Annotated in this window: 25 protein-coding genes; 17 read left to right on the top strand and 8 right to left on the bottom strand. The window is 32.0% G+C overall.

Annotated elements, in window-relative coordinates:
• Positions 1-20: 20 nt before the first annotated feature.
• Complete coding sequence (gene gyrA, locus Q0873_RS01080; protein ID WP_299103882.1) at positions 21-2516, bottom strand: DNA gyrase subunit A; 2496 nt, start codon at positions 2514-2516, stop codon at positions 21-23.
• A 296-nt stretch (positions 2517-2812) separates the two neighbouring features.
• On the opposite strand from gyrA, the gene Q0873_RS01075 reads away from it, so the two are divergent.
• Both Q0873_RS01075 and Q0873_RS01070 read left to right on the top strand, forming a co-directional pair.
• A complete protein-coding gene (locus Q0873_RS01075; protein ID WP_299103881.1) occupies positions 2813-5371 on the top strand; it encodes an ATP-dependent Clp protease ATP-binding subunit in 2559 nt (852 codons plus the stop codon).
• A 91-nt stretch (positions 5372-5462) separates the two neighbouring features.
• Entirely contained in the window at positions 5463-7460 is a 1998-nt protein-coding gene (locus tag Q0873_RS01070; protein WP_299103880.1) for an LTA synthase family protein, read from the top strand.
• On the opposite strand, the gene Q0873_RS01065 is transcribed toward Q0873_RS01070, so the two are convergent.
• The 5 genes from Q0873_RS01065 to Q0873_RS01045 form a co-directional block, all read right to left on the bottom strand.
• Positions 7457-8023: a phosphatase PAP2 family protein gene (locus tag Q0873_RS01065; protein ID WP_299103879.1), complete on the bottom strand. Its 567-nt coding sequence runs from the start codon at positions 8021-8023 to the stop codon at positions 7457-7459. The genes Q0873_RS01070 and Q0873_RS01065 overlap by 4 nt on opposite strands.
• A gap of 2 nt (positions 8024-8025) precedes the next feature.
• Positions 8026-9072, bottom strand: a complete 1047-nt coding sequence (locus Q0873_RS01060) for a peptidylprolyl isomerase (protein ID WP_299103878.1) — start codon at positions 9070-9072, stop codon at positions 8026-8028.
• A 62-nt stretch (positions 9073-9134) separates the two neighbouring features.
• Positions 9135-9914: an FKBP-type peptidyl-prolyl cis-trans isomerase gene (locus Q0873_RS01055; protein ID WP_299103876.1), complete on the bottom strand. Its 780-nt coding sequence runs from the start codon at positions 9912-9914 to the stop codon at positions 9135-9137.
• A gap of 2 nt (positions 9915-9916) precedes the next feature.
• On the bottom strand, positions 9917-10447 hold the full coding sequence (gene gldI / locus Q0873_RS01050; protein WP_299103875.1) for a gliding motility-associated peptidyl-prolyl isomerase GldI: 531 nt from the start codon (positions 10445-10447) through the stop codon (positions 9917-9919).
• Positions 10437-11465, bottom strand: a complete 1029-nt coding sequence (locus Q0873_RS01045; RefSeq protein WP_299103874.1) for a bifunctional oligoribonuclease/PAP phosphatase NrnA — start codon at positions 11463-11465, stop codon at positions 10437-10439. Before Q0873_RS01045 ends, gldI begins: the two co-directional genes overlap by 11 nt.
• A 98-nt stretch (positions 11466-11563) precedes the next feature.
• Here Q0873_RS01045 and Q0873_RS01040 point away from each other — a divergent pair, with 98 nt between their 5' ends.
• On the top strand, positions 11564-11983 hold the full coding sequence (locus tag Q0873_RS01040; protein WP_028892988.1) for a nucleoside-diphosphate kinase: 420 nt from the start codon (positions 11564-11566) through the stop codon (positions 11981-11983).
• Between the two features lie 175 nt (positions 11984-12158).
• On the top strand, positions 12159-12581 hold the full coding sequence (locus Q0873_RS01035; RefSeq protein WP_299103872.1) for a hypothetical protein: 423 nt from the start codon (positions 12159-12161) through the stop codon (positions 12579-12581).
• Positions 12582-12628: 47 nt separating this feature from the next.
• On the opposite strand, the gene Q0873_RS01030 is transcribed toward Q0873_RS01035, so the two are convergent.
• Entirely contained in the window at positions 12629-12925 is a 297-nt protein-coding gene (locus Q0873_RS01030) for a DUF721 domain-containing protein (protein ID WP_299103871.1), read from the bottom strand.
• Entirely contained in the window at positions 12926-14008 is a 1083-nt protein-coding gene (locus tag Q0873_RS01025; RefSeq protein WP_299103870.1) for a DNA replication/repair protein RecF, read from the bottom strand.
• A gap of 113 nt (positions 14009-14121) precedes the next feature.
• On the opposite strand from Q0873_RS01025, the gene Q0873_RS01020 reads away from it, so the two are divergent.
• The 13 genes from Q0873_RS01020 (at position 14122) to Q0873_RS00960 (ending at position 25217) form a co-directional block, all read left to right on the top strand.
• A complete protein-coding gene (locus Q0873_RS01020) occupies positions 14122-14907 on the top strand; it encodes a tetratricopeptide repeat protein (RefSeq protein ID WP_299103868.1) in 786 nt (261 codons plus the stop codon).
• Positions 14908-14912: 5 nt separating this feature from the next.
• Positions 14913-15434, top strand: coding sequence for a 6,7-dimethyl-8-ribityllumazine synthase (gene ribH, locus Q0873_RS01015; protein ID WP_299103867.1), 522 nt, complete (start codon positions 14913-14915; stop codon positions 15432-15434).
• Between the two features lie 194 nt (positions 15435-15628).
• Positions 15629-15907 carry a riboflavin synthase subunit beta gene (locus Q0873_RS01010; protein WP_299103866.1) on the top strand — a complete coding sequence of 93 codons (279 nt, stop codon included), beginning with the start codon at positions 15629-15631 and terminating at the stop codon, positions 15905-15907.
• A gap of 3 nt (positions 15908-15910) precedes the next feature.
• A complete protein-coding gene (mutL, locus tag Q0873_RS01005) occupies positions 15911-17800 on the top strand; it encodes a DNA mismatch repair endonuclease MutL (protein ID WP_299103865.1) in 1890 nt (629 codons plus the stop codon).
• An 86-nt stretch (positions 17801-17886) separates the two neighbouring features.
• On the top strand, positions 17887-18612 hold the full coding sequence (locus tag Q0873_RS01000; RefSeq protein ID WP_299103864.1) for a rhomboid family intramembrane serine protease: 726 nt from the start codon (positions 17887-17889) through the stop codon (positions 18610-18612).
• 3 nt (positions 18613-18615) lie between these two features.
• Positions 18616-19476 (top strand): rhomboid family intramembrane serine protease, encoded by an 861-nt coding sequence (locus Q0873_RS00995; protein ID WP_299103863.1) that lies wholly within the window; start codon positions 18616-18618, stop codon positions 19474-19476.
• Between the two features lie 16 nt (positions 19477-19492).
• Entirely contained in the window at positions 19493-20488 is a 996-nt protein-coding gene (locus tag Q0873_RS00990; protein ID WP_299103862.1) for an endonuclease/exonuclease/phosphatase family protein, read from the top strand.
• Between the two features lie 39 nt (positions 20489-20527).
• Positions 20528-21667, top strand: coding sequence for a geranylgeranyl reductase family protein (locus Q0873_RS00985; RefSeq protein WP_299103861.1), 1140 nt, complete (start codon positions 20528-20530; stop codon positions 21665-21667).
• Between the two features lie 26 nt (positions 21668-21693).
• Positions 21694-22086, top strand: coding sequence for a hypothetical protein (locus Q0873_RS00980; RefSeq protein WP_299103860.1), 393 nt, complete (start codon positions 21694-21696; stop codon positions 22084-22086).
• A gap of 1 nt (position 22087) precedes the next feature.
• Complete coding sequence (locus Q0873_RS00975; RefSeq protein WP_299104324.1) at positions 22088-22618, top strand: N-acetyltransferase; 531 nt, start codon at positions 22088-22090, stop codon at positions 22616-22618.
• 12 nt (positions 22619-22630) lie between these two features.
• The gene (locus Q0873_RS00970) at positions 22631-22798 is read left to right on the top strand and encodes a hypothetical protein (protein ID WP_299103859.1); all 168 of its coding nucleotides are present in this window, start codon (positions 22631-22633) and stop codon (positions 22796-22798) included.
• A 120-nt stretch (positions 22799-22918) separates the two neighbouring features.
• Complete coding sequence (locus Q0873_RS00965; protein ID WP_299103858.1) at positions 22919-24760, top strand: PLP-dependent transferase; 1842 nt, start codon at positions 22919-22921, stop codon at positions 24758-24760.
• A 223-nt stretch (positions 24761-24983) separates the two neighbouring features.
• Complete coding sequence (locus tag Q0873_RS00960) at positions 24984-25217, top strand: thioredoxin family protein (protein WP_299103857.1); 234 nt, start codon at positions 24984-24986, stop codon at positions 25215-25217.
• Positions 25218-25237 lie beyond the last annotated feature (20 nt).

Here is a 25237-nt window from a genome sequence, read left to right as displayed (position 1 = left end):
TAAATATGATTTGTTATTTGTTATTCTTGGTTCTCGTTATCTTCATTTTCAATTTCCGTGCCATTTTCACTTTCTTCTTTTTCATGCAATACTTTTGCTACTGCTGCGATACTATCACTATTCTTAATATTTATCAAACGTACACCTTGTGTCGCACGCCCCATAACTCTTAAGTCTTCAACAGCCATTCTTATAGTTAATCCTGATTTGTTGATGATCATTAAATCATTCGAATCATCTACATTTTTAATGGCAACTAGCTCACCTGTTTTATCAGAGATATTTAAAGTTTTCACTCCTTTACCACCTCTATTTGTAATTCGGTAATCCTCTAGTTTAGATCGTTTTCCATAACCTTTCTCTGAAACTACTAAAATGTTACTTTCCATATCATTTACAGAAACCATTCCTATAACTTCATCGTTGTCATTTCCTAAAGTAATTCCCCTAACTCCAGAAGCCGTACGTCCCATTGGGCGTGTTTTAGATTCTTCAAATCTAATAGCTTTTCCTGACTTTAAAGCTAACATTACTTGGCTATCTCCTGTAGTTAATTTTGCTTCTAATAATTCATCTCCTTCTTTAATAGTAATTGCATTAATACCATTAGCTCTAGGACGAGAATATTGCTCTAAAGGAGTTTTCTTTACTTGACCTTTCTTAGTAGCCATGATTACAAAATGAGAATTGATATAATCTTCATCTTTCAAGTCTCCGGTAACTAAGAATGCTTTTACTTTATCGTCTTGCTCAATATTAATAAGGTTCTGAATTGCTCTACCTTTGGTATTCTTACCTCCTTCTGGTATCTCATAAACACGCATCCAGAATACCTTACCTTTTTGAGTAAAGAACAACATATACTGATGATTCGTTCCAACAAATAAATGCTCTAGGAAATCTTCATTTCTTGTTGTTGCTCCTTTTTGTCCTCTTCCTCCTCTATTTTGAACTTTATATTCATCTAAGTTGGTACGCTTTACATAACCTGCGTGAGATATTGTTACCACTACTTTAGAGTTAGGTATCATATCTTCAATACGCATATCACCTCCTGCATATTCTATCGTAGACCTACGCTCATCACCATACTTTTCTTTGATATAAAGTAATTCGTCTTTAATAATATTATAACGGCGCTCTTCATTAGATAAAATATCTTTTAAATCAGCAATCGTCTTAATAATCTCATCGTACTCTGCTCTTAACTTATCTTGCTCTAGTCCAGTTAACTGACGTAAACGCATTTCTACGATCGCTCTCGCTTGAATTTCTGTCAATTCAAAACGTTCCATTAACTTTTCTCTAGCTTCATCAGCATTTCCAGACCCTCTAACAATTGCAATTACTTCATCTATATTATCTGATGCAATAATTAATCCTTCAAGAATATGAGCTCTAGCTTCAGCTTTTGCTAATTCAAATTTTGTACGACGAACAACAACTTCATGTCTATGCTCTACAAAGTGATGAATTAACTGCTTTAAGTTTAACTGTTCTGGACGACCATTTACTAAAGCAATATTATTTACACTAAATGATGTTTGTAACTGCGTGTATTTAAATAATTTATTCAATACAATGTTTGGTATTGCATCACGCTTTAACACATAAACAATACGCATTCCCTTACGGTCAGATTCATCACGAATACTAGAAATTCCATCTAACTTTTTCTCATTAACCAAGTCCGCAGTCTTTTTAATCATATCTGCTTTATTTACCTGGTAAGGAATTTCATTTACAATGATACACTCACGTCCTTTTACCTCTTCTATAGTAGCTTTAGCACGCATTACAATACGTCCACGCCCTGTATGAAAAGCATCACGTACACCATCATACCCATAGATAATTCCTCCTGTAGGAAAGTCTGGTGCTTTTACATGTTGCATTAACTCATCTATCTCTATATCTCTATTGTCAATATATGCAACTGTACCATTAATAACCTCAGTTAAATTATGAGGCGCCATATTCGTAGCCATCCCTACTGCAATACCCGAAGCTCCATTTACTAATAAATTAGGTATTCTTGTTGGTAATACTGTAGGTTCTTTTAATGTATCATCAAAATTTAGCTTATGGTCTACCGTATCTTTTTCTATATCAGATAACATTTCTTCTGATATCTTTTGCATACGCACCTCTGTATAACGCATTGCTGCTGGGCTATCTCCATCAACCGATCCAAAGTTTCCTTGACCGTCAACCATCATATAACGTACGCTCCAATCTTGCGCCATACGTACCATAGAATCATATACCGATGTATCACCATGTGGGTGATACTTACCTAATACTTCCCCAACTACTCTTGCTGATTTCTTATATGCTCCAGTAGATTTGATACCTAATTCATGCATTCCGAATAAAACCCTTCTGTGTACTGGTTTTAAACCATCTCTCACATCTGGTAATGCTCTCGAAACAATAACCGACATCGAGTAATCGATGTAAGCCGACTTCATTTGCTCTTCAATGTTGATAGGTATCAACTTTTCGCCATCTGCCATATATTTCTTTTTAAAATATTAGTATTTATTTTCATAAAAAAGTGAATTTTACCTCTGTATAAAACTCACTTATAAACAACACAAAAAAAGTGTTATTTTTTAAAACATGGCAAGATACAATTTCCTTAACGTATTCACAAAGTTTACCTCGTTGTTTTAGTCCTTTTTATTAACAATTTTATAAAGATTTCTTTTCATTTTTAGACAGACAAATTGACACAAATCAGAATTGGCATTTTTTTTGTAATTTTTAATAAAAAAACTCACTAACTTTACACAACACAGAAATAAATTTTATGGACGATAATTTTTCACCACAAGTTAGAGATGTAATTACATTCAGTAAAGAAGAAGCCTTACGTTTAGGTCACGACTTTATTGGAACAGAACATCTTTTATTAGGTTTAATAAGAAAAGGAGATGGAAAAGCTATTGAAATCTTAACTACTTTTGATGTAGATTTAGATTTGGTACGCCATAAACTGGAAAAATTAAATCCTTCATCCCCTTCTTTACACTCAAACGAAAAGAAGAGCTTACATTTAACAAGACAAGCTGAAAAGGCTATTAAAACAACCTTTTTAGAAGCTAAGTTATATCAAAGTTCAGCTATAGACACGGCTCATTTATTATTATGTATACTAAGAAATGAAAATGATCCAACTACAAAACTTTTACAAAAGTATGATGTAGACTACGATCAAGCAAAAGCTGTTTACAAAGAACTTCATGTAGAAGATTATAACTTAAACATAGATCCTATTGCAGAAACTCCTTCTGAAGGAGAGTTTTCTGATGAAAAATCTAACCCATACGGACAACAACCTCCTAAAGGGAAGCAGACAAAGAAGTCTAAAACTCCTGTTTTAGATAATTTTGGACGTGATTTAACGGCTTTAGCCGAAGAAAACAGACTTGACCCTGTCGTAGGAAGAAAAGAGGAAATAGAACGTGTTTCTCAAATTTTAAGTAGACGTAAGAAAAACAACCCAATGTTAATTGGTGAACCAGGAGTTGGTAAGTCTGCTATTGCAGAAGGATTAGCTTTAAGAATTGTTAACAGGAAAGTCTCTAGAATTCTTTTTGACAAACGTATTGTTTCTTTAGATTTAGCAAGTTTAGTTGCAGGCACAAAATACAGAGGTCAATTTGAAGAGCGAATGAAAGCTCTAATGAATGAATTAGAAAAAAATGAAGATATCATTTTATTCATTGATGAAATTCACACCATAGTTGGAGCTGGAGGAGCAACCGGTTCTTTAGACGCTTCAAACATGTTAAAACCTGCATTAGCAAGAGGTGAAATTCAATGTATTGGAGCTACAACTTTAGATGAATACAGAACTAATATTGAAAAAGACGGTGCTTTAGAACGTCGTTTCCAAAAGGTAATTGTAGATCCTACTACCGTAGAAGAAACTGTTCAGATTTTACATAACATCAAAGGGAAATATGAAGCACACCATCATGTAGAATTTACCGATGAAGCTATCGAAGCGTGTGTTAAATTAACCAATCGTTATATGACCGATAGATTCCTACCAGATAAGGCCATTGATGCCCTTGACGAAGCAGGATCAAGAATTCATATTACAAATATTGTTGTGCCGCAACAAATTTTAGAACTTGAGGCAAAACTAGAAGAGATTCGAGAGCGTAAAAGCAAAGCGGTTAGCGGTCAAAAATATGAAGAAGCAGCGAAGTTACGTGATGACGAGAAAAATATTGAAACTGCTTTAGAATCGGCACAGAACCAATGGGAAGAAGACTCTAAATTACATAGAGAAACAGTAACAGAAGACAATGTTGCAGAAGTAGTTTCTATGATGACTGGAATTCCGGTAAACAGAGTTGCCGAAGCAGAAAGTAATCGTTTAGCTGAATTACCAAATCTTATTAAAGGTAAAGTGATTGGCCAAGATGACGCTGTAGCAAAGGTTGTAAAAGCGATTCAACGTAACAGAGTTGGATTAAAAGACCCTAATAAACCTATTGGATCTTTTATTTTCTTAGGATCTACAGGTGTAGGTAAAACTCAATTAGCAAAAGTATTGGCTAAAGAGTTATTTGACTCTGACGATTCTTTAATCAGAATTGACATGAGTGAATACATGGAAAAATTTGCGATTTCTAGATTAATTGGAGCGCCTCCTGGATATGTAGGATATGAAGAAGGTGGACAGTTAACTGAAAAAGTTCGTCGTAAACCATATTCTGTCGTTCTTTTAGATGAGATTGAAAAAGCACATCCTGATGTATTCAATACTCTTTTACAAGTATTAGATGACGGACATATTACTGACAGTTTAGGAAGAAAAATTGATTTTAGAAACACCATTATTATTATGACTTCTAATATTGGAGTACGTAAATTAAAAGATTTTGGTGGTGGAGTTGGTTTTGGTACTTCTTCGAAAAAAGAACAAGAAGACGCGCATGCAAAAAGTATTATTGAAGGTGCGTTAAAGAAAACTTTTGCTCCTGAATTCTTGAATAGAGTTGACGATGTTATTATCTTCAATTCATTAGAGCGAGAAGATATTCACAAAATCATTGATATTGAGCTACAGAAATTACTTGCTCGAATTGCTGATTTAGGTTACAACTTAACACTAAGTGAAAACGCAAAAGATTATATTGCAGACAAAGGTTTTGACAAGCAATATGGTGCTAGACCGTTAAAAAGAGCTATTCAAAAATACATTGAAGATGCTTTAGCTGAAGAAATTGTAAACTCTAAACTAGATGAAGGAGATTCAATTTTTATGGATTTAGATGAAAAAACTAAGCTACTAAACATAAAAATTGAAAAAGGAGAAAAACCTCAGGAAACAAGAACTGAGTTTGACGAATAAGAAATTTTATTTTTTTGATATAAAAAAACACTTGGCATACCAAGTGTTTTTTTTTTATAAATATCTTTGCCATCATTTAAAGAACACCATAATGTTAAAAAACATACCTAACTACGTTAAATATACCTTTATCAACACTGTTGTTATTTTTGTATTCCTTTTTGTTTTAAGATACATCTTCTATACATACAGCATTGATTTATCTGACGCCACAAGTAATGATATTAAAAAAGCATATTTCTTAGGTATACGATTTGACATTAAGCTAGCGGTTATATCAATAATCCCAATAGCTATTTTTATATACTCCGTACCTAATAGTTTTTTCAGGAGACGTATAGCAGAAAAAATAAGTGTTCTTTATTTTTCATTGGTTCATTTTATTCTTTTAAGCTTCTATTTGTTTGATTTCGGTCATTTTAGCTACTTAAACTTACGCCTAAATGCTTCTGCATTACGTTTTTTCGAAAACTTAAAAATTTCATCACAAGTATTTTTTGAAAGCTACCCTGTATTCAAGGGACTTATTGGTATTATTCTTTTTATTTATCTATCAATAAAATTCAATAAGTGGCTTTTCAACAAATTCAAAAACAAAACTGAAACAACTAGTAAAAAGAAAAAAGCCGTTTTGTTTATTACAACCCTTCTATTACTAGCTTTCGGAATATATAATAGTTTTACGCACTACCCACTTAGATGGAGTCAGGCATTCTTTTCTAAGAATAAAAATATCAATCAATTTAGCTTAAATCCAGTTTTATACTTTTTTGACAGCTTTAAATTTAGATCAGAAGGGTTTGACATAGATGAAACAAAAAAGTACTACCCAGTTATGAGTAAGTACTTAGGAATACAAAGTGACAGTTTAAACTTTAAAAGGACTGCCGTTTTTAATGATTCTATAAAAACCACACCTAACGTTGTCTTTGTAATGTTAGAATCAACTGGAAATGGAGCTTTAAGTTACTATGGCAACCCAATTAAAAGCACTCCGGTAATGGATAGTTTGATGCAGAAAAGCATAAACTTTACCAATCATTACGTACACAAATCGACAACTGCCGGTAGTGTATTCGCAAGTGTAACAGGACTCCCTGACGTAGACAACGTAAGATCTGCCTCTCGAAATCCTAATGTAATCAATCAGCGAATCTTATTAGATCAATTTGACAATTATGAAAAGTTGTACTTTTTAGGAGGAAGTGCTAACTGGGCTAACATTAGAGCTGTCTTCCAATCAAATATTAACGGGTTAAAAGTGTTTGAAGAAGGAAGTTACGAGGAAGAAAACAGAGCTGACGTATGGGGTATAGACGACTATGATCTTTTCAAAGAAGCCGATAAGGAACTAAAGAAATTGTACAATCAAAAAACACCATTTGTTGCCTACATTCAAACCGCTACGAACCATATGCCTTTTACCGTTCCTGATGTAAAAGAAACCTATACTCCTTTAAAACCAGAAGATGTAAACCCAGAAACCTTAAAAAAATCTGCCTATAGATCTTTAGAACAATTAAATGCTTTACGTTATTTAGATTTTAACATTGGGAAATTCATAGAAAGAACTAAAGAATCAGGGTATTTTGACAATACGATATTTGTTTTCTTTGGAGATCACCAAGGAGGCATGAAGAAAATAACACACTTTAAAGAAAATGAAGATAAATTAGGGATCTTAAGACACAATGTTCCTTTTTTCATTTATTCTCCAAAGTATGCTAAACCACAAACTATAAACAAAAACATCAACTTAATTGACATCGTTCCTACTACCATGGAACTAGCCAAAATTGATTATACAAATTACACATTAGGAAACAACGCCCTTGATTCAACCTTAACCAAACCTGCTTCTTTTATTTATAAAAATATAGAAGGAGAACCTTCAGCTGGGTTAATTATTGATTCAATGTATTATTATAAAACTACGACTTCAAAAAAACAAGGTCTGTACAACTTAAAAAGTACAAACCTTGAAAATATATATAAGAAGAATCCGGACATCACAAAAAGCATGGATAGTTTATTAAACGGATTCTATCACAGTACGAAGTACCTATACTACAATAACAAAAAGAATTAATTAAAAATTCTTTTTGTTATTAATTGGTGTAATTTAAAAAACACAAAACCTATAATGGTTCCATTTATAGCTCCAACAGTAATATCTGTTGGGTAATGTACCCCTAGGTAAATTCTACTATAAGCAAAGACTAAAGGAAATAAAAATATTAACTTTATATACTTTGGATATATCTTTCTAAACAGCAAAAACACGAAAACAGAAATAGTCATCGATGAAGTTGCATGCCCAGAAGTAAAACTAAAACTTTTAGGATGAATTAACTTATCTCTTAATAAATGACTAATACTTGAATCATTTATTGGACGAAGTCTTTCAAAAACACCTCTTAAAAAATTGGTAAACTGATCAGAAAAAGTAATCATTAGTGCTATAAAAAGCATTAAAAACAATCCCTTTTTAAGTCCAAAGTTTTTAAAAACCAAATACAAGATAAAAGCAAATAAAGGAATCCAATTAAACTGATTTGTTATAAACAACCAGAATCCGTCCCACTGCTCACTTCCTAAATTATTTAGAAAAATAAGTAACTCTCTATCTTTTTGTAAAATATAATCTAACAAAACTACTTTCCTACTTTTAATACTTCTAATTCAAATACTAAATCTGCCTTTGCCGGAATTGGTCCATACCCTGATTCACCGTACCCTAAATAATACGGAATAAAGAAACGTGCCTTCTCCCCTTCTTCCATTGTCTTAACACCTTCTTTCCATCCTGCTATCAAAGGCATATTGGCATCATCAATAGTGAATGTAAATGGCTTATTACTATCTACAGATGAATCTATTTTTGTTCCATCATCTAAAAACAATGTATAATGAACTGTTGTTGGAAGAGCTGGATTCACTTTTTTACCATTTCCTTTCTGAAGCTTTAAAATTTTTAATCCAGAGTCTGTTGGAATTGCTTTATGAATTTCTTTCCCTTCTTGAAACTTCATTTTTTTGTTTCTTATAGCTTGCTCCATTGCCGCTTTACGCTCCTCTACTCTACCTACTTCTTCCTCAAAAACAAGAGATGCATCAAATTTCTTTGCCTCTTTACCAACTCTTATAATATCTATTTTATTTATATAATCATCGTGTTCTACAGCATTTACCACATCTTGACCAATGCTAACTTTACCAAAAACAGAATGTTTTCCATTTAACCATGGTGTTGCTTTATGCGTGATAAAAAACTGACTTGAATTTGTACTAGGTCCAGAATTCGCCATTGACAACACTCCTGGTCCATCATGAGGGTATATTAACTTAGCCTCTTCATCCATAGGAAACTCATCATCAAATCTGTATCCAGCATTTCCTCCTCCAGTTCCTGTTGGGTCACCTCCTTGAACCATAAAATCTTTAATAACTCTGTGGAATTTAGTCCCATCATAAAAAGGTTTCCCTTTTAAAGAATCATTAACTTTTGGATGATTCCCTTCTGCCAAAGCAACGAAGTTAGCCACTGTCATTGGCACCTCCTTTTCATGTAACTTCACCAAAATATCTCCCTTGTTTGTTTGAATATCTGCATACAAACCATTCTCTAAATCTGGATATTTTACCGACTTACAAGAAGCCGCTACTACTAATAGCGCTAATAAATATTTTACAATTTTCATGTTTAAAGGGTTTATTTAAAGTAAAAACACCAGTTTAAAACTGGTGTTTTTTATTTCATTTATTAATGTCCGTGTCCGTCTCCTTTCGAATGACCTGCACCTAAATTTTCATCTTTAACTACCTCTATTAACTCTACATTAAATACTAAAGTTGAAAAAGGTTTAATATGTTGTCCTCTTTGCTGAAACCCATATGCTAATTCTTGAGGGATAAAGAACTTGTATTTAGCACCTGGCTTCATCAACTGTAATCCTTCAGTCCAACCTTTAATTACTTGTGTAATACCAAACTCTGAAGGGCTATTTCTATTTTCATTTGAATCAAAAACAGTTCCATCTGTTAACATTCCTTTGTACAACACCTTTACTCTTTGGTTTCCTGTAGGACCTTCTCCTGCTCCTTCCTTTTCAACAATGTACTGTAATCCACTAGCAGTAGTTTGCACACCTGATTTAGTTTTATTGTCTACTAAAAATTGCTCATTCTCTTTTTTATAATCAGCAAAGTCTTTTGCAGCCTTGTCCTTTTGTCTCTCCTGCATTTCTTTCATTCGCTCCTCTTGCTTCTTTTGGAAGTAAGCTCTAAGCACATTATTTACATCCTTTGTTTTAATTAACAAATTTGTAGAATCCATACCATTCTTAAATCCTTGTACAAACAAATCTTGATCCATTTCATCAAAATTAGCTTTAATCTTCACTGCCATATCTAAACCTAGTGAATAGCTTACTGAATCTAATTCATTCCCTAAAGATTTCTTAGTTTTTAATCCTCCGTTATTATTACAAGAAACAATTGCTATACTTGCAACTGCTACTGCTAAAACTTTTGTTAATTTCATATTTATTTGCTTGATTTTATATCTATTAAAGTAACCGTACTTTTAATGGGTTGGTTAATCCCTATTTTATTTCCATCTCCGGTCACACCAAATGCTCTATAAGACGGTATGACAAATGTAATAGTTTCTCCTTTCTTCATCAACTTTATTCCATCTTGTAATGCTGGAATAAAATCCTCTTTATCTACATTATATTCTCTCTCTTGCGTATTGTACAAGGTATCTCCTGCAATACTCACAATATCAAAACGTATTTTTACAACATCCTCTAACTTTGGAGTAATAGTGTTCACAGTATCTTTATTTTGGTACACATACCAAAATCCTTGCGCCGATGCTTTATAGTTATTAATAGTATCTTGGGAAATCCATTTTTCTAAACGCTTTTTTTCTAAAGCATTTAACTTTTTGTTTTTTTCAAGAACCTCCTTATAAAAGCTCTGTGTAGAATGTGTTTTTGGCCTCCTTGCTTCCTGCTCTTTACAAGAAAACAACAATAACAAACACAATATAGCCGCCAGTTTAACTTTCATAACTAGATAATAACTCTTCTTTATGTAATGGTAATAACGTTTTAAACTTTTCTATAGTATCTTCTAAACTCTCCCTACTTCTACCTCCTGCAGCATTGTCGTGTCCTCCTCCATTAAAGTACTTTCTTGCAAATTGATTTACTGAAAATACTCCTTTAGAACGGAAAGAGATTTTCACTATTCCTTGTTCTCTATCTTCAATAAAAATCACACCAAAGACAATACCTTTTAATGAAAGTGCATAATTTACAACACCTTCTGTATCTCCTTTTTCGTAATTAAATTTATCTTTTTCGTCTTGTGATAAAGAAATAAACGCCGTTTTGTATTCTGGTAAAATATTCAAGTTACTTAACGCTTGCCCTAATAACAAAAGTCTATTATATGAATTCGCATCACTTACATTGCTATGAATACGATCATTTTCCGCTCCTTTATCTATTAAATCGGCTATAATTCTATGGGTTTCACTTGTTGTAGATCGAAAACGAAACGATCCAGTATCTGTCATAATTCCAGTATACAAACAAGTCGCTATATTTTTATCAATCATATCAACATCTCCCATCATATCAATAAATTTATAGACCATTTGACAGGTTGATGACATACTTGTATCTGAATACATATAGGCAAAATCATCTGGTTGTTGATGATGATCAATTAATGCAAAATCATGCTCATATTTTACAAGGGTATTTTGCATATCATCACCTACTCTATGCAATGCATTAAAATCTAATAGAAATATAATTTCAGATCTTCCTAATGCTTTTACAGATTGATTGTTTTGTCTATCAAAACGTTTTACTGTTTCTGATCCAGGAATCCAATGTAAAAAATCTGGATATTCATTTGGCATCAATACTTGTACTGTATGCCCTTTTTTATCTAAATAATGTTTTAAACCTAATGTAGACCCCACAGCATCACCGTCTGGGTTTTTATGTCCAATCACCACAATATTTCTTGGTTTCGCAAGAAATTCTCTTAACTCTTCAAATCGTTTTAAAATCATAAGTGGCGAATATACAATTAAATTAAAAAAAATATGTAATTTCGCGCCGATTTGTACGAGTAGTACATTTCATTTTTAACATTTAGAAACTTATACAAATGGCAACAAATAGAACTTTTACAATGATTAAACCAGATGCTGTTGAAAACGGACATACTGGTGCAATTTTAGAAAAAATCAACGCTGCTGGATTTAGAATCGTAGCTATGAAGAAAACTCAAATGACTAAGCGTGATGCTGAGACTTTTTATGGAGTACACAGTGAGCGTCCTTTCTTCGGAGAGTTAGTTGAGTTTATGACTCGTGGACCAATTATCGCTGCTATCTTAGAAAAAGATAACGCTGTTGAAGATTTTAGAACTTTAATTGGTGCTACTAACCCTGCAGAAGCTGCTGAGGGAACTATCCGTCAATTATACGCAACTTCTATCGGTGAGAACGCTGTTCACGGTTCTGATTCTGATGAAAACGCAGCTATCGAAGGTGCTTTCCATTTCTCAGGAAGAGAGATGTTCTAAGAAACTTCTTAACATATACCAGAAACTCGTTACTATTAGTAGCGAGTTTTTTTGTAATAAATTCATACTGTTACCTCATTTTTCAATTAAGAAAACACTTGTAATTTTTAATCATCCTATCTCTTTAACGCAACCATTTTACCTTTTTCACATCTTATAAAAAAAATATAAGAATATGATTAGGTTAGTGAATAGCATTAAAGTAACAGTAGTATTATCTACTATCCTTCTTTTTATTTCGTGTAACGACAATAACATTTGCAAAGACACTGTATGCACTCTAGAATTTAGAACAATTTTAGTATCTGTAAAAAATCAAGATCAAAACCCAATTGCTCTAGATTCTTTTAAAGTTATAAACATTCAAAACAACAGTGATATGACTGTATCACTTTCTAACTCTGAATTTGAAGCAGCACAACAATCTGGTAAATATCCATTAGTTAATGATTCTAGCCTTAATACTAATGAAGAAAGGCAAGTTCAATTTAAAGGGTATATCGATAATAAAGAAGTAATAAACAGTACCTATAAGGTAAGCACTGATTGTTGTCATATAGGTTTAATTTCAGGAGTTTTGAATTTAACTCTTAATTAAACAACTGCATAGTAAACCGATAAACAAATACCTTCACACAACAGGAATTATACTAACATCAATCTTTTTACCAAATCCTCTCCCATCTCATGATTTAGCATATTGATGATTTTCTCCTTTCCATAACTCAATTCTTCTCTTAAAACAGAAGAGCTTAAACGAACAATTAATGTTCCATTTTGAAGTTTTACTTCGCTGGTATATGAAGCTACTCCAGCTCCCATCAATTTTTCCCAAGCTTCTTCAATATGGATTTTCTGAAATCCTTTTTTCAGGTTGTTTTCCTGAATAAAGCTTCCCATTAAATCTTTTATAGAAAAACTATCATTTTCTCTTTTTGCCATTTAACTTAATTTAAAAACTTGGTATTCTTGATTACTCTGTTTAATAACAGTTTCTGTTCTATCAGCATGCGTATCGGTAATAAAAATCTGACCAAACTCATCATTATTTACTAAACCAATAATATGTGCTACACGGTGTTCATCTAATTTATCAAAAATATCATCTAACAATAATATAGGTGTAACATTTGACTGTCTTTTAATAAACTCAAATTGTGCTAGCTTTAAGGCTATTAAATAGGATTTCTGCTGTCCTTGTGAACCAAATTTCTTAATTGGATATTCTCCAATTTCAAATCCTAGATCATCTTTATGTATACCTACTGTAGTATACTGAATTATTTTGTCTTTTTCTAAACTTGACGCCAATAATTCTTCAAATGATGCACTGTGCAACTGACTTTTATAACGCAAATTCACTTCTTCTTTAGCTCCAGAAATTACTTGATGTTTTTCATTAAATATAGGAACAAATTCATCTAAAAATGCCTTTCTTTTATTATAAATAACTCGCCCATATTCAATTAATTGTTCATCATACACCTTTAAATTCAATGCATCAAAAGTTCTATTTGCGGCAAAATATTTTAACAAAGCATTTCGCTGACTAACTACTTTATTATAATTAATCAATGATTGTAAGTACTTTTTATCCTGTTGAGATATAACTCCATCAATAAATTTTCTTCGTGTATCACTTCCCTCTACAATTAAATCTCTATCAGCAGGGGAAATAATAACTAAAGGCAATTGCCCTATGTGTTCTGAGAATTTTTCATATGCCTTCCCATTGCGTTTTAAAACTTTCTTCTGCCCTCTTTTTAAGGAGCATAAAATCTTTTCATTTCGCTCATTCAACACGTATTCTCCTTCTATCATAAAAAAGTCCTCTCCATGACGAATATTCTGCCCAGCAACCGAATTAAAATAACTCTTTGCAAAAGATAAATAGTAAATAGCATCTAATACATTGGTTTTTCCAATTCCATTATTTCCAACAAAACAATTTATCTTCTTCTGAAATTCAAAAGATTGTGATTCAATATTTTTAAAATTTACCAGTGATAACTTCTGCAAATACATGTAATACGGATGTTTGAGAAAAGAAAGCGCAAATTATTGAAATTTTACGAATAATCAGTTTTTAAAATCCAATTAAAAAAACTATTTTTGTCGCCACTAATTTTTAAGCAATTATGGCTACATACAAGAAAAGAGGTTATAAACCTAAGAAAGAAAAGGTTGTTCAAGAAGTAGAAGAAACGTTTGATGAAACACAAAGCACAACGGCTGAAGTATTTAATACTTTAGACGAAACTGCCAATAAATCAGAAGAATGGATCGAAAAAAATAGCAAACCTTTATTCTATGGATTAGTTGTAATAGCAGCTTTAATTTTAGGATATTTAGGATATAACAAATTCATTGGTGAACCAACTGAGCGTGAAGCATCAAACGAATTAGCTCATCCAAGAGCTTTATTTGATGAAGCAGCTACTGCAGCAGGAGCTCAAGCTGATTCTTTATACAACTTAGCCTTAATTGGAGGAGTTGATGGAAAATATGGTTTTACTGATATATCTTCTCAATTTGGAGGTACGAAAGCAGGAAATTTAGCTAATTACTATGCAGGTATTTCTTATTTAAAAATGAAGAAATATAAAGAAGCTATTGACTATTTAAGTAAGTTTGATTCTGATGACGCTTTATTAGGTCCAGTTGCTTTAGGTGCAATCGGAGATGCTTTTGCTGATATCAATCAATTAAAGGATGCTTTAGATTATTATCAACAAGCAGCTAATAAAAAAGACAATCAATTTACAACTCCATTATTTTTATTCAAAGCAGGTCAAGTTGCTATGGAGTTAAAAGATTATAGTACTGCTGAAAAATTATTTACTACCATAAAAGAAAAGTATGCAAATACTGATCAAGGTAGAGACATTGAAAAACATCTTAATAGTGCTAAATATGCACAATAATTAATATGGCAACAACAAATTTATCTCATTACGATAAAGCTTCAATCCCAAATGCGAAATCTTTTCGATTTGGGATTGTTGTTTCTGAATGGAATCCTGAGATTACAGGAAACATGCAGCAAGGAGCAATTGATACATTATTAGATTGTGGAGCAACAAAAGAAAACATTATTTCTTGGGACGTTCCTGGTAGTTTTGAATTAGTATATGGATGCAAGAAAATGATTGAATCTCAAAAAGTAGATGCAATTATTGCTATTGGAAATGTAATTCAAGGAGAAACTAAGCATTTTGATTTTGTATGCGAAGGAGTAACTCAGGGAATTGTAGATTTAAACATCAAATATGATGTTCCTGTAATTTTCTGTGTATTAACTGATAACACGAGACAACAATCTATTGACCGTTCTGGTGGAAAGCTAGGAAACAAAGGAGTAGAATGCGCAGTTGCCGCAATTAAAATGGCTGCAATTAAAATGGCTGCAATTAAAAATAATGGAACTTCAACAGCTGAAATAGGCTTTTAAGTTCTTAAGCTCAATAAAGTATAAAAAAAGCCAAGAATATTATTCTTGGCTTTTTTTATACTCAACACTTTCCTTTAAAGGATAGTATTTATAAACATTTTTTGACCACCATCAATTTATTCAGTAACTTTGAATTTCATCTTATTTTGGTGTAATTTTTGATTGTTTTACACTTAAAATATACTTTTCTATTTATGGGATTTATTAAGAGAGAAAATAAAAAATTTGATTACCAACCTCGCTACTACAAAGGAGATAATCCATACAAATTCAAACACAAGTTTGATGAGTATAGAACCACTGTTGGTAAAGGAAAAGGAATAAAAGGAAAGTTCAAAGCTGCTTTTGAAGAGTTTAAAAGCTCAGAATATGGTGGTTTAAATAAAACTATTGTAATAGCTATTGTAATCATGCTATTACTTTTCCTTTATATTATTGATTTTGATCTCTCTATTTTTATACCAAGAAACTAACGAATGTCAGATATCATACAATTATTACCTGATCATGTAGCGAATCAAATTGCTGCAGGAGAAGTTGTACAACGACCTGCTTCTGTGGTTAAAGAACTTATTGAAAATGCTATTGATGCAGGAGCTACATCTATAAAGTTATTATTAAAAGACGCTGGAAAAACTTTAATCCAAGTTATTGACAACGGTAAAGGAATGAGTCAAACGGATGCTCGTTTATCCTTTGAGCGTCATGCCACCTCAAAAATTAAAGATGCGCAAGATCTTTTTAATTTAAATACCAAAGGATTCAGAGGTGAAGCTTTAGCTTCTATTGCTGCAATTGCACATGTAGAGTTGAAAACGAAGCTGGAAAACGATGAATTAGGTACCCAAATAAAAATTGAAGGAAGTAAAATCACCTCTCAAGAAGTTGTTTCTACAGCAAAGGGAACCAGTATTGCCGTTAAAAATTTATTTTTCAATATTCCTGCACGTAGAAATTTTTTGAAATCTGATACTATTGAAACTCGTCATATTGTAGATGAATTTCAACGTGTAGCTTTGGCACATCCAGATATTAGTTTTTTATTACATCATAACGGTAATGAAATTTACAATCTACCTAAAAGTAATTTTAGAAAACGTATCGTAGGAATTTTTGGTGCTAAAATGAATGAAAAATTAGTTCCTATTGAAGAACAAACAGATATTCTAACTATTACAGGTTTTGTTGCTAAGCCAGCGTTTGCGAAGAAAAAAAGAGGAGAACAATTCTTTTTCGTAAACTACCGTTTTATCAAAAGTTCGTATTTAAATCATGCTGTTGTAAATGCCTTTGAAGGTCTCTTAGAAGCAGGTTCTCATCCTTCTTATTTTTTATATCTAGAGGTACCTCCCAATACAATTGATATTAACATACATCCTACAAAAACTGAAATAAAGTTTGATAACGAAAAAGCTTTGTATGCTATTTTACGTGCTACTGTAAAACATAGTTTAGGGCAGTATAACATCGCGCCTTTATTAGATTTTGATAGAGATGCAAATTTAGATACACCTTACGATTTAAGTAAGACCTCGTCTGCATCTATGCCTAAAATAACCGTAGATCCTACGTTTAATCCATTTAAGAATGATCCAACACCACATGAACCTGTAAAAAGTACTGCTACTTCTTCTAGTTATACTTCGGGATCTGGTGCTACAGGCAACTCAAATAGCTATACCGCCAACTTTAAAAAAGATCCAGGCAACTGGGAAGCTTTATATACAAATACAGAAATTGAATCAACCCCTTCCTTTTCTTCACATCAAGAGCAACTTTTTGAAAGTTCTCAAGAAACAGAAACGGGTAAGACTTTTCAAATTCAAAAGAAATACATTTTATCTTCCATTAAATCTGGAGTAGTACTTATACATCAATCTTTGGCTCACCAACGTGTATTATATGAAGAGTTTTTAGAAAGTATTACAGTAAAGGAAGCTAGTAGTCAGCAATTATTATTTCCGGTAAGTATTTCATTCTCTTCAAACGATATTGAAATGATTTATAGCATTAAATCAGATTTAGAAGGAACCGGATTTGTTTTTGAAGAATTCACAAAAGAAAGTGTGGTTATTAGAGGAATACCAACTTCTATAACAGAAAGTCAAATTACTTTTATTTTAGAACAATTATTAGATGACATGAAACTTGAAGTACCCGATACTAGTTTTAGTCATTTTGATATTATGGCAAAATCTTTTGCGAAATCTTTAGCTATTAAAACAGGAACAATATTGTCTAATAAAGAGCAAGAAAATTTAGTAAATGATTTATTTTCTTGTAAAGAACCAAACAGTTCTCCTTTTGGCAAACCAATATTTAAAACGCTAACTTTACAGGAGATAGATACTATTTTTAACAAATAAATAGTATTTAAAAGTAATTTTTTAAATGTTAAAAAAATAAATTTGTAAATAGTTCGCTATAAAAAGAACGTAAAAACAAAAAAACAATGCCAAGACTAACTGGTGCTATTAAGCATTTAATACTTATAAACGTTATTCTATTTGTTGCCCCTCAATTGCTTCAAATGGACCTGACCAATCTATTGGCTTTACATTTTCCTCAAAATGAAAACTTTGGGTTTTGGCAATATGTTTCTCACATGTTTATGCATGGAGGTTTTACGCATTTGTTATTTAACATGTATGCATTATGGGCCTTTGGAACTCCGTTAGAACAAATGTGGGGAAAGAATAAGTTTTTATTTTTTTACTTTTCTTCAGGAATAGGAGCTGGATTAATTTACACCTTGGTAAACTATTATCAATTTAATGGTATATACGACCAACTTATTGGCATGGGAGTTTCTGCTTCAGAAATTCAACAAATATTAAGTTCTGGGCAATACAATCAAAATATCATTTCACTTTCGAATCAAACAATGAGTGAATTTTACTCTTTGTACCACACTCCAGCAGTAGGTGCATCAGGAGCTATTTATGGTATTTTAGTAGCCTTTGGATTGGCTTTTCCAAATGCAAAACTGGCTCTTATATTTTTCCCAGTTCCGGTGGCGGCAAAATATTTTATCCCAGTAATTATTTTAGGAGATTTATTCTTTGGAGTAACCAAATACTCTATAGGTAATGTTGCTCACTTTGCGCACATTGGAGGAGCTATTATCGGATTTATTATTGCATGGTATTGGAGAAAAAATCAATTTAGACGCTTTTAACAAATGGATTTCTTAGAAAACATAAAACATCGCTTTAAAAATGCAGGGATTATAGAAAAACTTATCTATATAAACCTAGCTGTTTTTTTGTTGGTTTTTCTTGCAAATACCTTTAGTTATTTGTTTCAATTCAATAGTAATGTTTTAGTAGACTGGTTATCACTGCCTGCAAGTCTTAACGAATTTGCTCATAAGCCTTGGACTATTATTACCTATGGTTTTTTACACGCTCGTTTTTTACATATACTATTAAACTTAATTGCCTTATTTTATATTGGGCACTTATTTAAACAGTACTTCACTTCAAAACAACTTTTAAACTTTTATATACTAGGAACTATATTTGGTGGAATTGTTTTTATGGTGAGCTATAATACCTTCCCTGCTTTACAAAAAGAGTCTCATAACAGTGTACTGTTAGGTGCTTCAGCAGGAATCTCTGCAATCTTTATTGGTATTGCTACTTATATTCCTAATTACCAACTTAAATTTCCTTTAATTGGTTTTGTTAAGTTATGGGTATTGGCTGCTATATGGATTGCTATTGACGTTATTCAAATTCCAGCTGGAAATGCTGGAGGGCATCTAGCACATTTAGGTGGTGCCTTATTTGGATTCTTATACGTTAACAAAGCCAGTAATAAAGAACTTGACATTTTTTCTCCTTTTAAAAATTTATTCAAAAAGAAAGACAAACCCTTAAAAACAGTTTATAAATCGGGGAATAAACCTCGAAAAAAAACAGTTACAAAAACTCAAAACCAACAAGAAATTGATGCTATTTTAGATAAAATTAGCAAATCGGGCTATGACGCCTTAACCAAAGACGAAAAAGAGTTTTTATTTAAACAAGGGAATAAATAAAAAGAGGAGAATATTCATGCGTAAAATTGTATTGTTTTTAAATTCAATTTTTGCGACAGCTTTATTGCTATCGTATGTACTTCCCTATATTTCTCCCAAAGCCATTCCTGCCTTTGCCGTATTTAGTTTGTTTGTTCCATTGCTAATTATAATCAATGTATTATTCTTACTGTATTGGTTATTAAAACTTCATAAGAACCTAATTCTTTCTGCCTTAGTTTTAGGAATTGGTTGGTTTATTGCGCCTCCTTTTTATAAGTTCTCTAAAAAAGACGTTGTATTAAATGATGATTTAAAATTGATGAGCTATAATGTTCGTTTATTCAATCATTATAAACATGAAGATGACGATAGTACAGAGCAAAAAATATATGATTTTATCAATAGTCAATCTCCAGATATTGTGGCGCTTCAGGAATTTTATAATTCTAAAGATTTAGATATTAAACTTTCTCACAAGTACATCAAAACCAAAACCAAAACGAATAAGTTTGGATTAGCCATTTATTCAAAATTCCCTATCATCAATTCAGGTTCTTTAAATTTTGAGCACAGTGCTAACAACACCATTTTTGTTGATATACTTAAAAACAAAGACACTATTCGCATATACAATGTGCATTTAGAGTCTTTAAAAATCAATCCGAAAAAAGAGAATTTTGGGGAAAAAGACTCAGAACGATTATTTAAACGCTTAGAAAATGGCTTTAAAAAACAGGTAGCTCAAACTGAACGTATTTTAAAACACGAAGCTTCTTGGAAAGGGAAAAAAGTTATGTGTGGTGATTTTAACAATACCGCTTATTCTTGGGTTTATCAAAAACTTTCTAAAAACAAAAAAGACACGTTTATCGAAGCTGGTTTTGGATTAGGAAAATCGTTTCGTTATGCCTATCCACTAAGAATAGACTTTATTTTGACCGATGCAAATGCCACGGTTAATCAGTTTAAAACTTTCCATAAAATTAAATTTTCAGACCACCACCCTATTCTAACAAGAATGCATTGGTAATTATCGTAAAAACTGTATTTTTAGAAAAAAATTTACAGTATGCAAACATTTGATGTAGCAATCATTGGAAGTGGTCCTTCAGGAGCATCAACAGCTTTTCATTTAGCTAAAAATGGAATCTCTACCGTTATCATTGAAAAAGAAACCTTACCACGATATAAAACATGCGGAGGTGGATTCGTATTTAGAGGAAGAAAGGATTTACCTTTTGACATTACTTCAGTTGTTGAAAAAGAATTTCATACGGTAGATATTTATTTAGGAAAAAAATTACATTTCCAAACACATCGAAAAGATCCGACAATTACAATGATTATGCGAGATTCTTTTGACAATCTTATTGTAGAAAAAGCAAAAGAATTTGGTTGCACACTTTTAGAGAATCATAAACTAAAAGAATTGAAATTTGAAAACGACCAAATTGTTTTAAAAACTTCTCAAGGAGACATTGCTGCAAAATTTGTCATTGCCGCTGACGGAGCTTTGAGTCCGACTGCTAAAATGGCTGGATGGAAAGAAGATACTAGAAAATTGATTCCAGCTTTAGAATATGAGGTTGAAGTACCTGAAGAAGATTTTGAACGCTTATCAAAAGAAGTACGTTTCGATATTGATGCCATTCCTTTTGGATATGCTTGGAACTTCCCTAAGAAAAATCATTTATCAGTAGGTGTTGCCTCTGCGAGAAGAACTAAAATAAATTTAAAAGAATACTATCAAGAATATTTAAAAACCATTGGTTTAACCAATATTGTAAGTGAATCGCAACACGGATTTCAAATTCCTGTAGCGCCTCGTACAGATGGATTTGTAAAAAATAATGTCTTTTTAATTGGTGATGCAGCAGGTTTTGCAGATCCTATTACTGCTGAAGGTATTTCGAATGCTATTTATAGTGGAAAGCTAGCTGCCGAAGCTCTTATTGAAAGTGATTTAGATACTCAGAAGTCTGAACAATTATACATTGAAAAATTAGAAGAAAAATTATTACCAGAAATTGAAACTGGATTATGGCTTTCTAAATGGTTTTACGAACAAAAAACAGTTCGTAATATTCTATTAAAAAAATACGGACAACGCTTTGCTAATGCGATGGCAGATGTATTTCATGGAGATCGAAGTTATCCTACGAACATCAAAAAACGTATCAAAGAAAAGATTAAAGAACTGGTGTTTTAAAACATAATATTAATTAAAACGGTATCATGGGAAGATGGATGGAAGCTTTAAACGAAAAAGGAGAAGTTGAGTATGAAATGGCTCCGAATTTTCTAATTTATTGTGCAAAACGATTTCCAAAAAATGATAGAAATCATTTTCCAATACTTTCAAATCTTGATCTCAATTCAGACAAATGGATAGATGAATCTCAATTATTTAATCCAAGTCAAATTTCTAAACTTAAAAATGAAATCGAACAAGTTCAAAAAATTCTAAATAAAGAAGTGTTTGTTCCTAATTTGAATATTGAAAACGTTTTGAAATACTGGATTACAAACGAGTACAAGCTCGAAAATATAAATAGTGATATAAGAACCTTATTAGCTTTTTTTGAAAAATCAATTAAGTTGAACTTAGAAATAAAAGTTTATTTATAAAATACCCATGCTTATACGTCAAGAAAGCCATAGAGATTATAAAATTGTTTTTAATCTAATTGAAGAAGCATTTAAAACGGAACCCTTCAGTGATCATAAAGAACAATTTTTGGTAGAACGTTTGCGAAAGTCAGATGCTTTTATTCCTGAATTATCATTAGTAGCTGAAATTGATAATACAATTGTCGGACATATTTTAGTAACTAAATTAAAAATTAAAAGTGAAGCAAATACTTTTAACTCGCTAGCACTTGCTCCCGTTTCTGTTTTACCTAAATTTCAAGGGCAAGGTATAGGAGCTAAATTAATTTTGCAAGCTCACAAAAAAGCCAAGGAGTTAGGACATACATCTATTGTCTTATTAGGACATGAACATTATTATCCTAGATTTGGATATAAACAAGCCCATACTTTCGGCATTATCTTACCTTTTGAGGTTCCTAAAGAAAATTGTTTGGCTATTGAACTAACAGAAAATGGACTGAAAGGTATTCATGGTATTGTCGAATACCCCAAAGAATTCAACGAATAAAACTTTTTAATTATGAGTAAAACAACACAAAATCTTGTTATTGGAATCGGAATTGCATCAATTCTATTTGCCGTTTATGGTGCTATTAGAGGAGGTGAATTAATGGATGCTGTTATTGGTATAACAATAGGAGTAGCTTTAATCGGGACTATTATCATTGAAAATAGAAAGAAAAAATAATAGATAAACTTGCTTCTTTCTTAGTAAAACAACAGCGTTAATTAAATTCTAAAAAGATTAGAATACTTTTAGAAAAATTCAATTTAACGTATCTTGCATGCCTTAATAAAGCTTACACATATGCAAAGTACTACCGTACTAAATTATATTTCAAATGTTGTTCAAAACATGCCAACTGACTGGCTTAAACTAACAACACACAGATTAGATATTTACAATGAGGAATTGGCTAAAACTGAATTTTTAGAACAATTTGAGAACTTATATAATGCTAATAATTTTCAAACAGATGTTCTAAGCGAATTACCTACTGCTTATGATTATATAAGATTAGGGCATCCGCTTTCTTCAGTGTTAGAATGGGTATTAGGAAAGATATACAACACTCATCCTTCGAATGTAATTAGTTTTTCTTCTAAGACTACTCCTATTCTGGCAGTTTTAAGAAAGAATCTATTAACTCATAGAAACACTAGAATTGTATATACAAATCAATTACCAAGTTGCTTTGATCTTGATACAGTTCGAGAAGTATACAATTACAAATTTGATGTAGAACAAATCAACAATCAAGAAGAGCTTTCTGAATTTGATGGAACTACCATTTTGGTTTCTGAAAAAGAAAATGTTTGTGATTTTTCAATTTCATCGAAAGTTGACTTTTATATCAATACACATACCAGTTTAGGAAGTATTTTATTGGTAAACGGAGCACAAAACGAATCATACGTTTCAGAAATTCAACATGTAAGAAGAAGGGAAACAATTGCCATGACTCCTTCCAATACCGCAATTGCTTTACAACAATTAACAGAGCAAACTTCCAATAATAATTCTTTTGATACTGCTCAAAACAAAACTAAAGTTTTTGATGCTATTAAAGAGATTACAAAATCAAACTCCAAAGCAGTAGTAGGTTCTAGTGGGCTTTCTATTCAATATGCTATTGTAATGGGATTAATTGATCATTCTTTAGAGGTCCATCCTAATAAAGCAATTAAAATTGTTGTTCCTCCAAACTGTTATGGTGGAACTAACGATCAAGCAAGACGTGTAGCAGCTTGTTTAGACAACGTAGAAGTTATGGATCTACCTGTTGATGGTGAAAACAATATGGTGCAAAGTGTTAATATCGTTTTAGATAAAATAGCTCAGGAAGATGCAGTACCTTATATCATTGCAGAAATTCCTACCAACCCAAGAGTTGAAGTTCCAGACCTTATACATTTGAAGGAAGTTTTAAGCGCTTCGCGCACTACTCCTTCAGGTAATAATGCTATTGAACCCGTATTTATTTTAGATCAAACCTTTTGTCCGAACGTAAACTTCTTAGGAGATAACGAAATACTATCTTCTGTAAAAACCATCGCTTATGTAAGCGGATCTAAGTTTCCGAGCGGAGGTAAATGTACTGCAGGTTTTTGCGTTGCTAACCAAAAAGCTGCGAGCCTAATGAACAAGATAGAAAAGCATATTCAACTATGCGATAATGAAGCCACTGAACTTCAATTAGAGCTATTGGCAGAGCAATTACCTTCTATGGTACAACGAATTGATGATGCTTATAAAAACACACGTTCTTTTGTAAACTATATTGAAGAGGTATTACCTACTGCTAAAATCAATTTTGTTTCTGAAGAATTGGCAGCCCAAGGATTTACTCCTTCTGTATTTTCTTTAGATCTTCCAACTAAAGGAGATTCAGAAGAGGAAAGAGAAGCTTATAAAAGAGCATTGAATTTAAAGTTGATTAATTTAATGATTACTAAAATACCTAACGAAAGTAAGTATTGTGTAAGCTATGGACAATTAAAAGGGTGTTATTGGACCATCCCGGCAACTTCAACCCAAGGAACTACAAAAGAAGGTGATAAAGATTATATTGCTCGTGTAGCCATCTCTCCTGATTTAGATTTGGACCTGCATAAAAAAGTTTTCTTAGAATTTGTAGAAAGCATATAATATTTAAAAAGAGAGGATTAATCCTCTCTTTTTTTTGAGTTTCACTTTTTGCAAAAAAAACAAACAAAACACTGTAAATCAGGAATTAAAACTCAACAACACAACAACTTTTCAAAACTCCTCCAAGGCAAAAGTTAGTCTCATTAACAAAATTTTAAGATTCCATTTCTTTTTTAGTTAGGATTCCTTACTATATTTGTAACAAATTTAAATACATAAACATATGAGCAAGTCAATTTTTTATCATGCAGGGTGTCCAGTTTGCATTAGTGCTGAACACGACATCATAAATTTAATCGGATCTGAAAATGTCGAGATCGTACATTTCGGAGAGGATAAAAGCCGTATTTCAGAAGCAGAGAAAGCGGGTGTAACCTCTGTACCAGCATTACTAACACCTAATGGAAATGTATTACACATTAACTTTGGTGCTTCAATGCAAGATGTAAAAGGATAATTTTTTTGCTCTATAAAGTT

The sequence above is a fragment of the uncultured Tenacibaculum sp. genome (assembly GCF_947498805.1).
In the GTDB taxonomy this organism is placed as follows: Bacteria; Bacteroidota; Bacteroidia; order Flavobacteriales; family Flavobacteriaceae; genus Polaribacter.
Note: the sequence above shows the minus strand (reverse complement) of the source record. Positions and strands in the feature narration are given on the sequence as shown.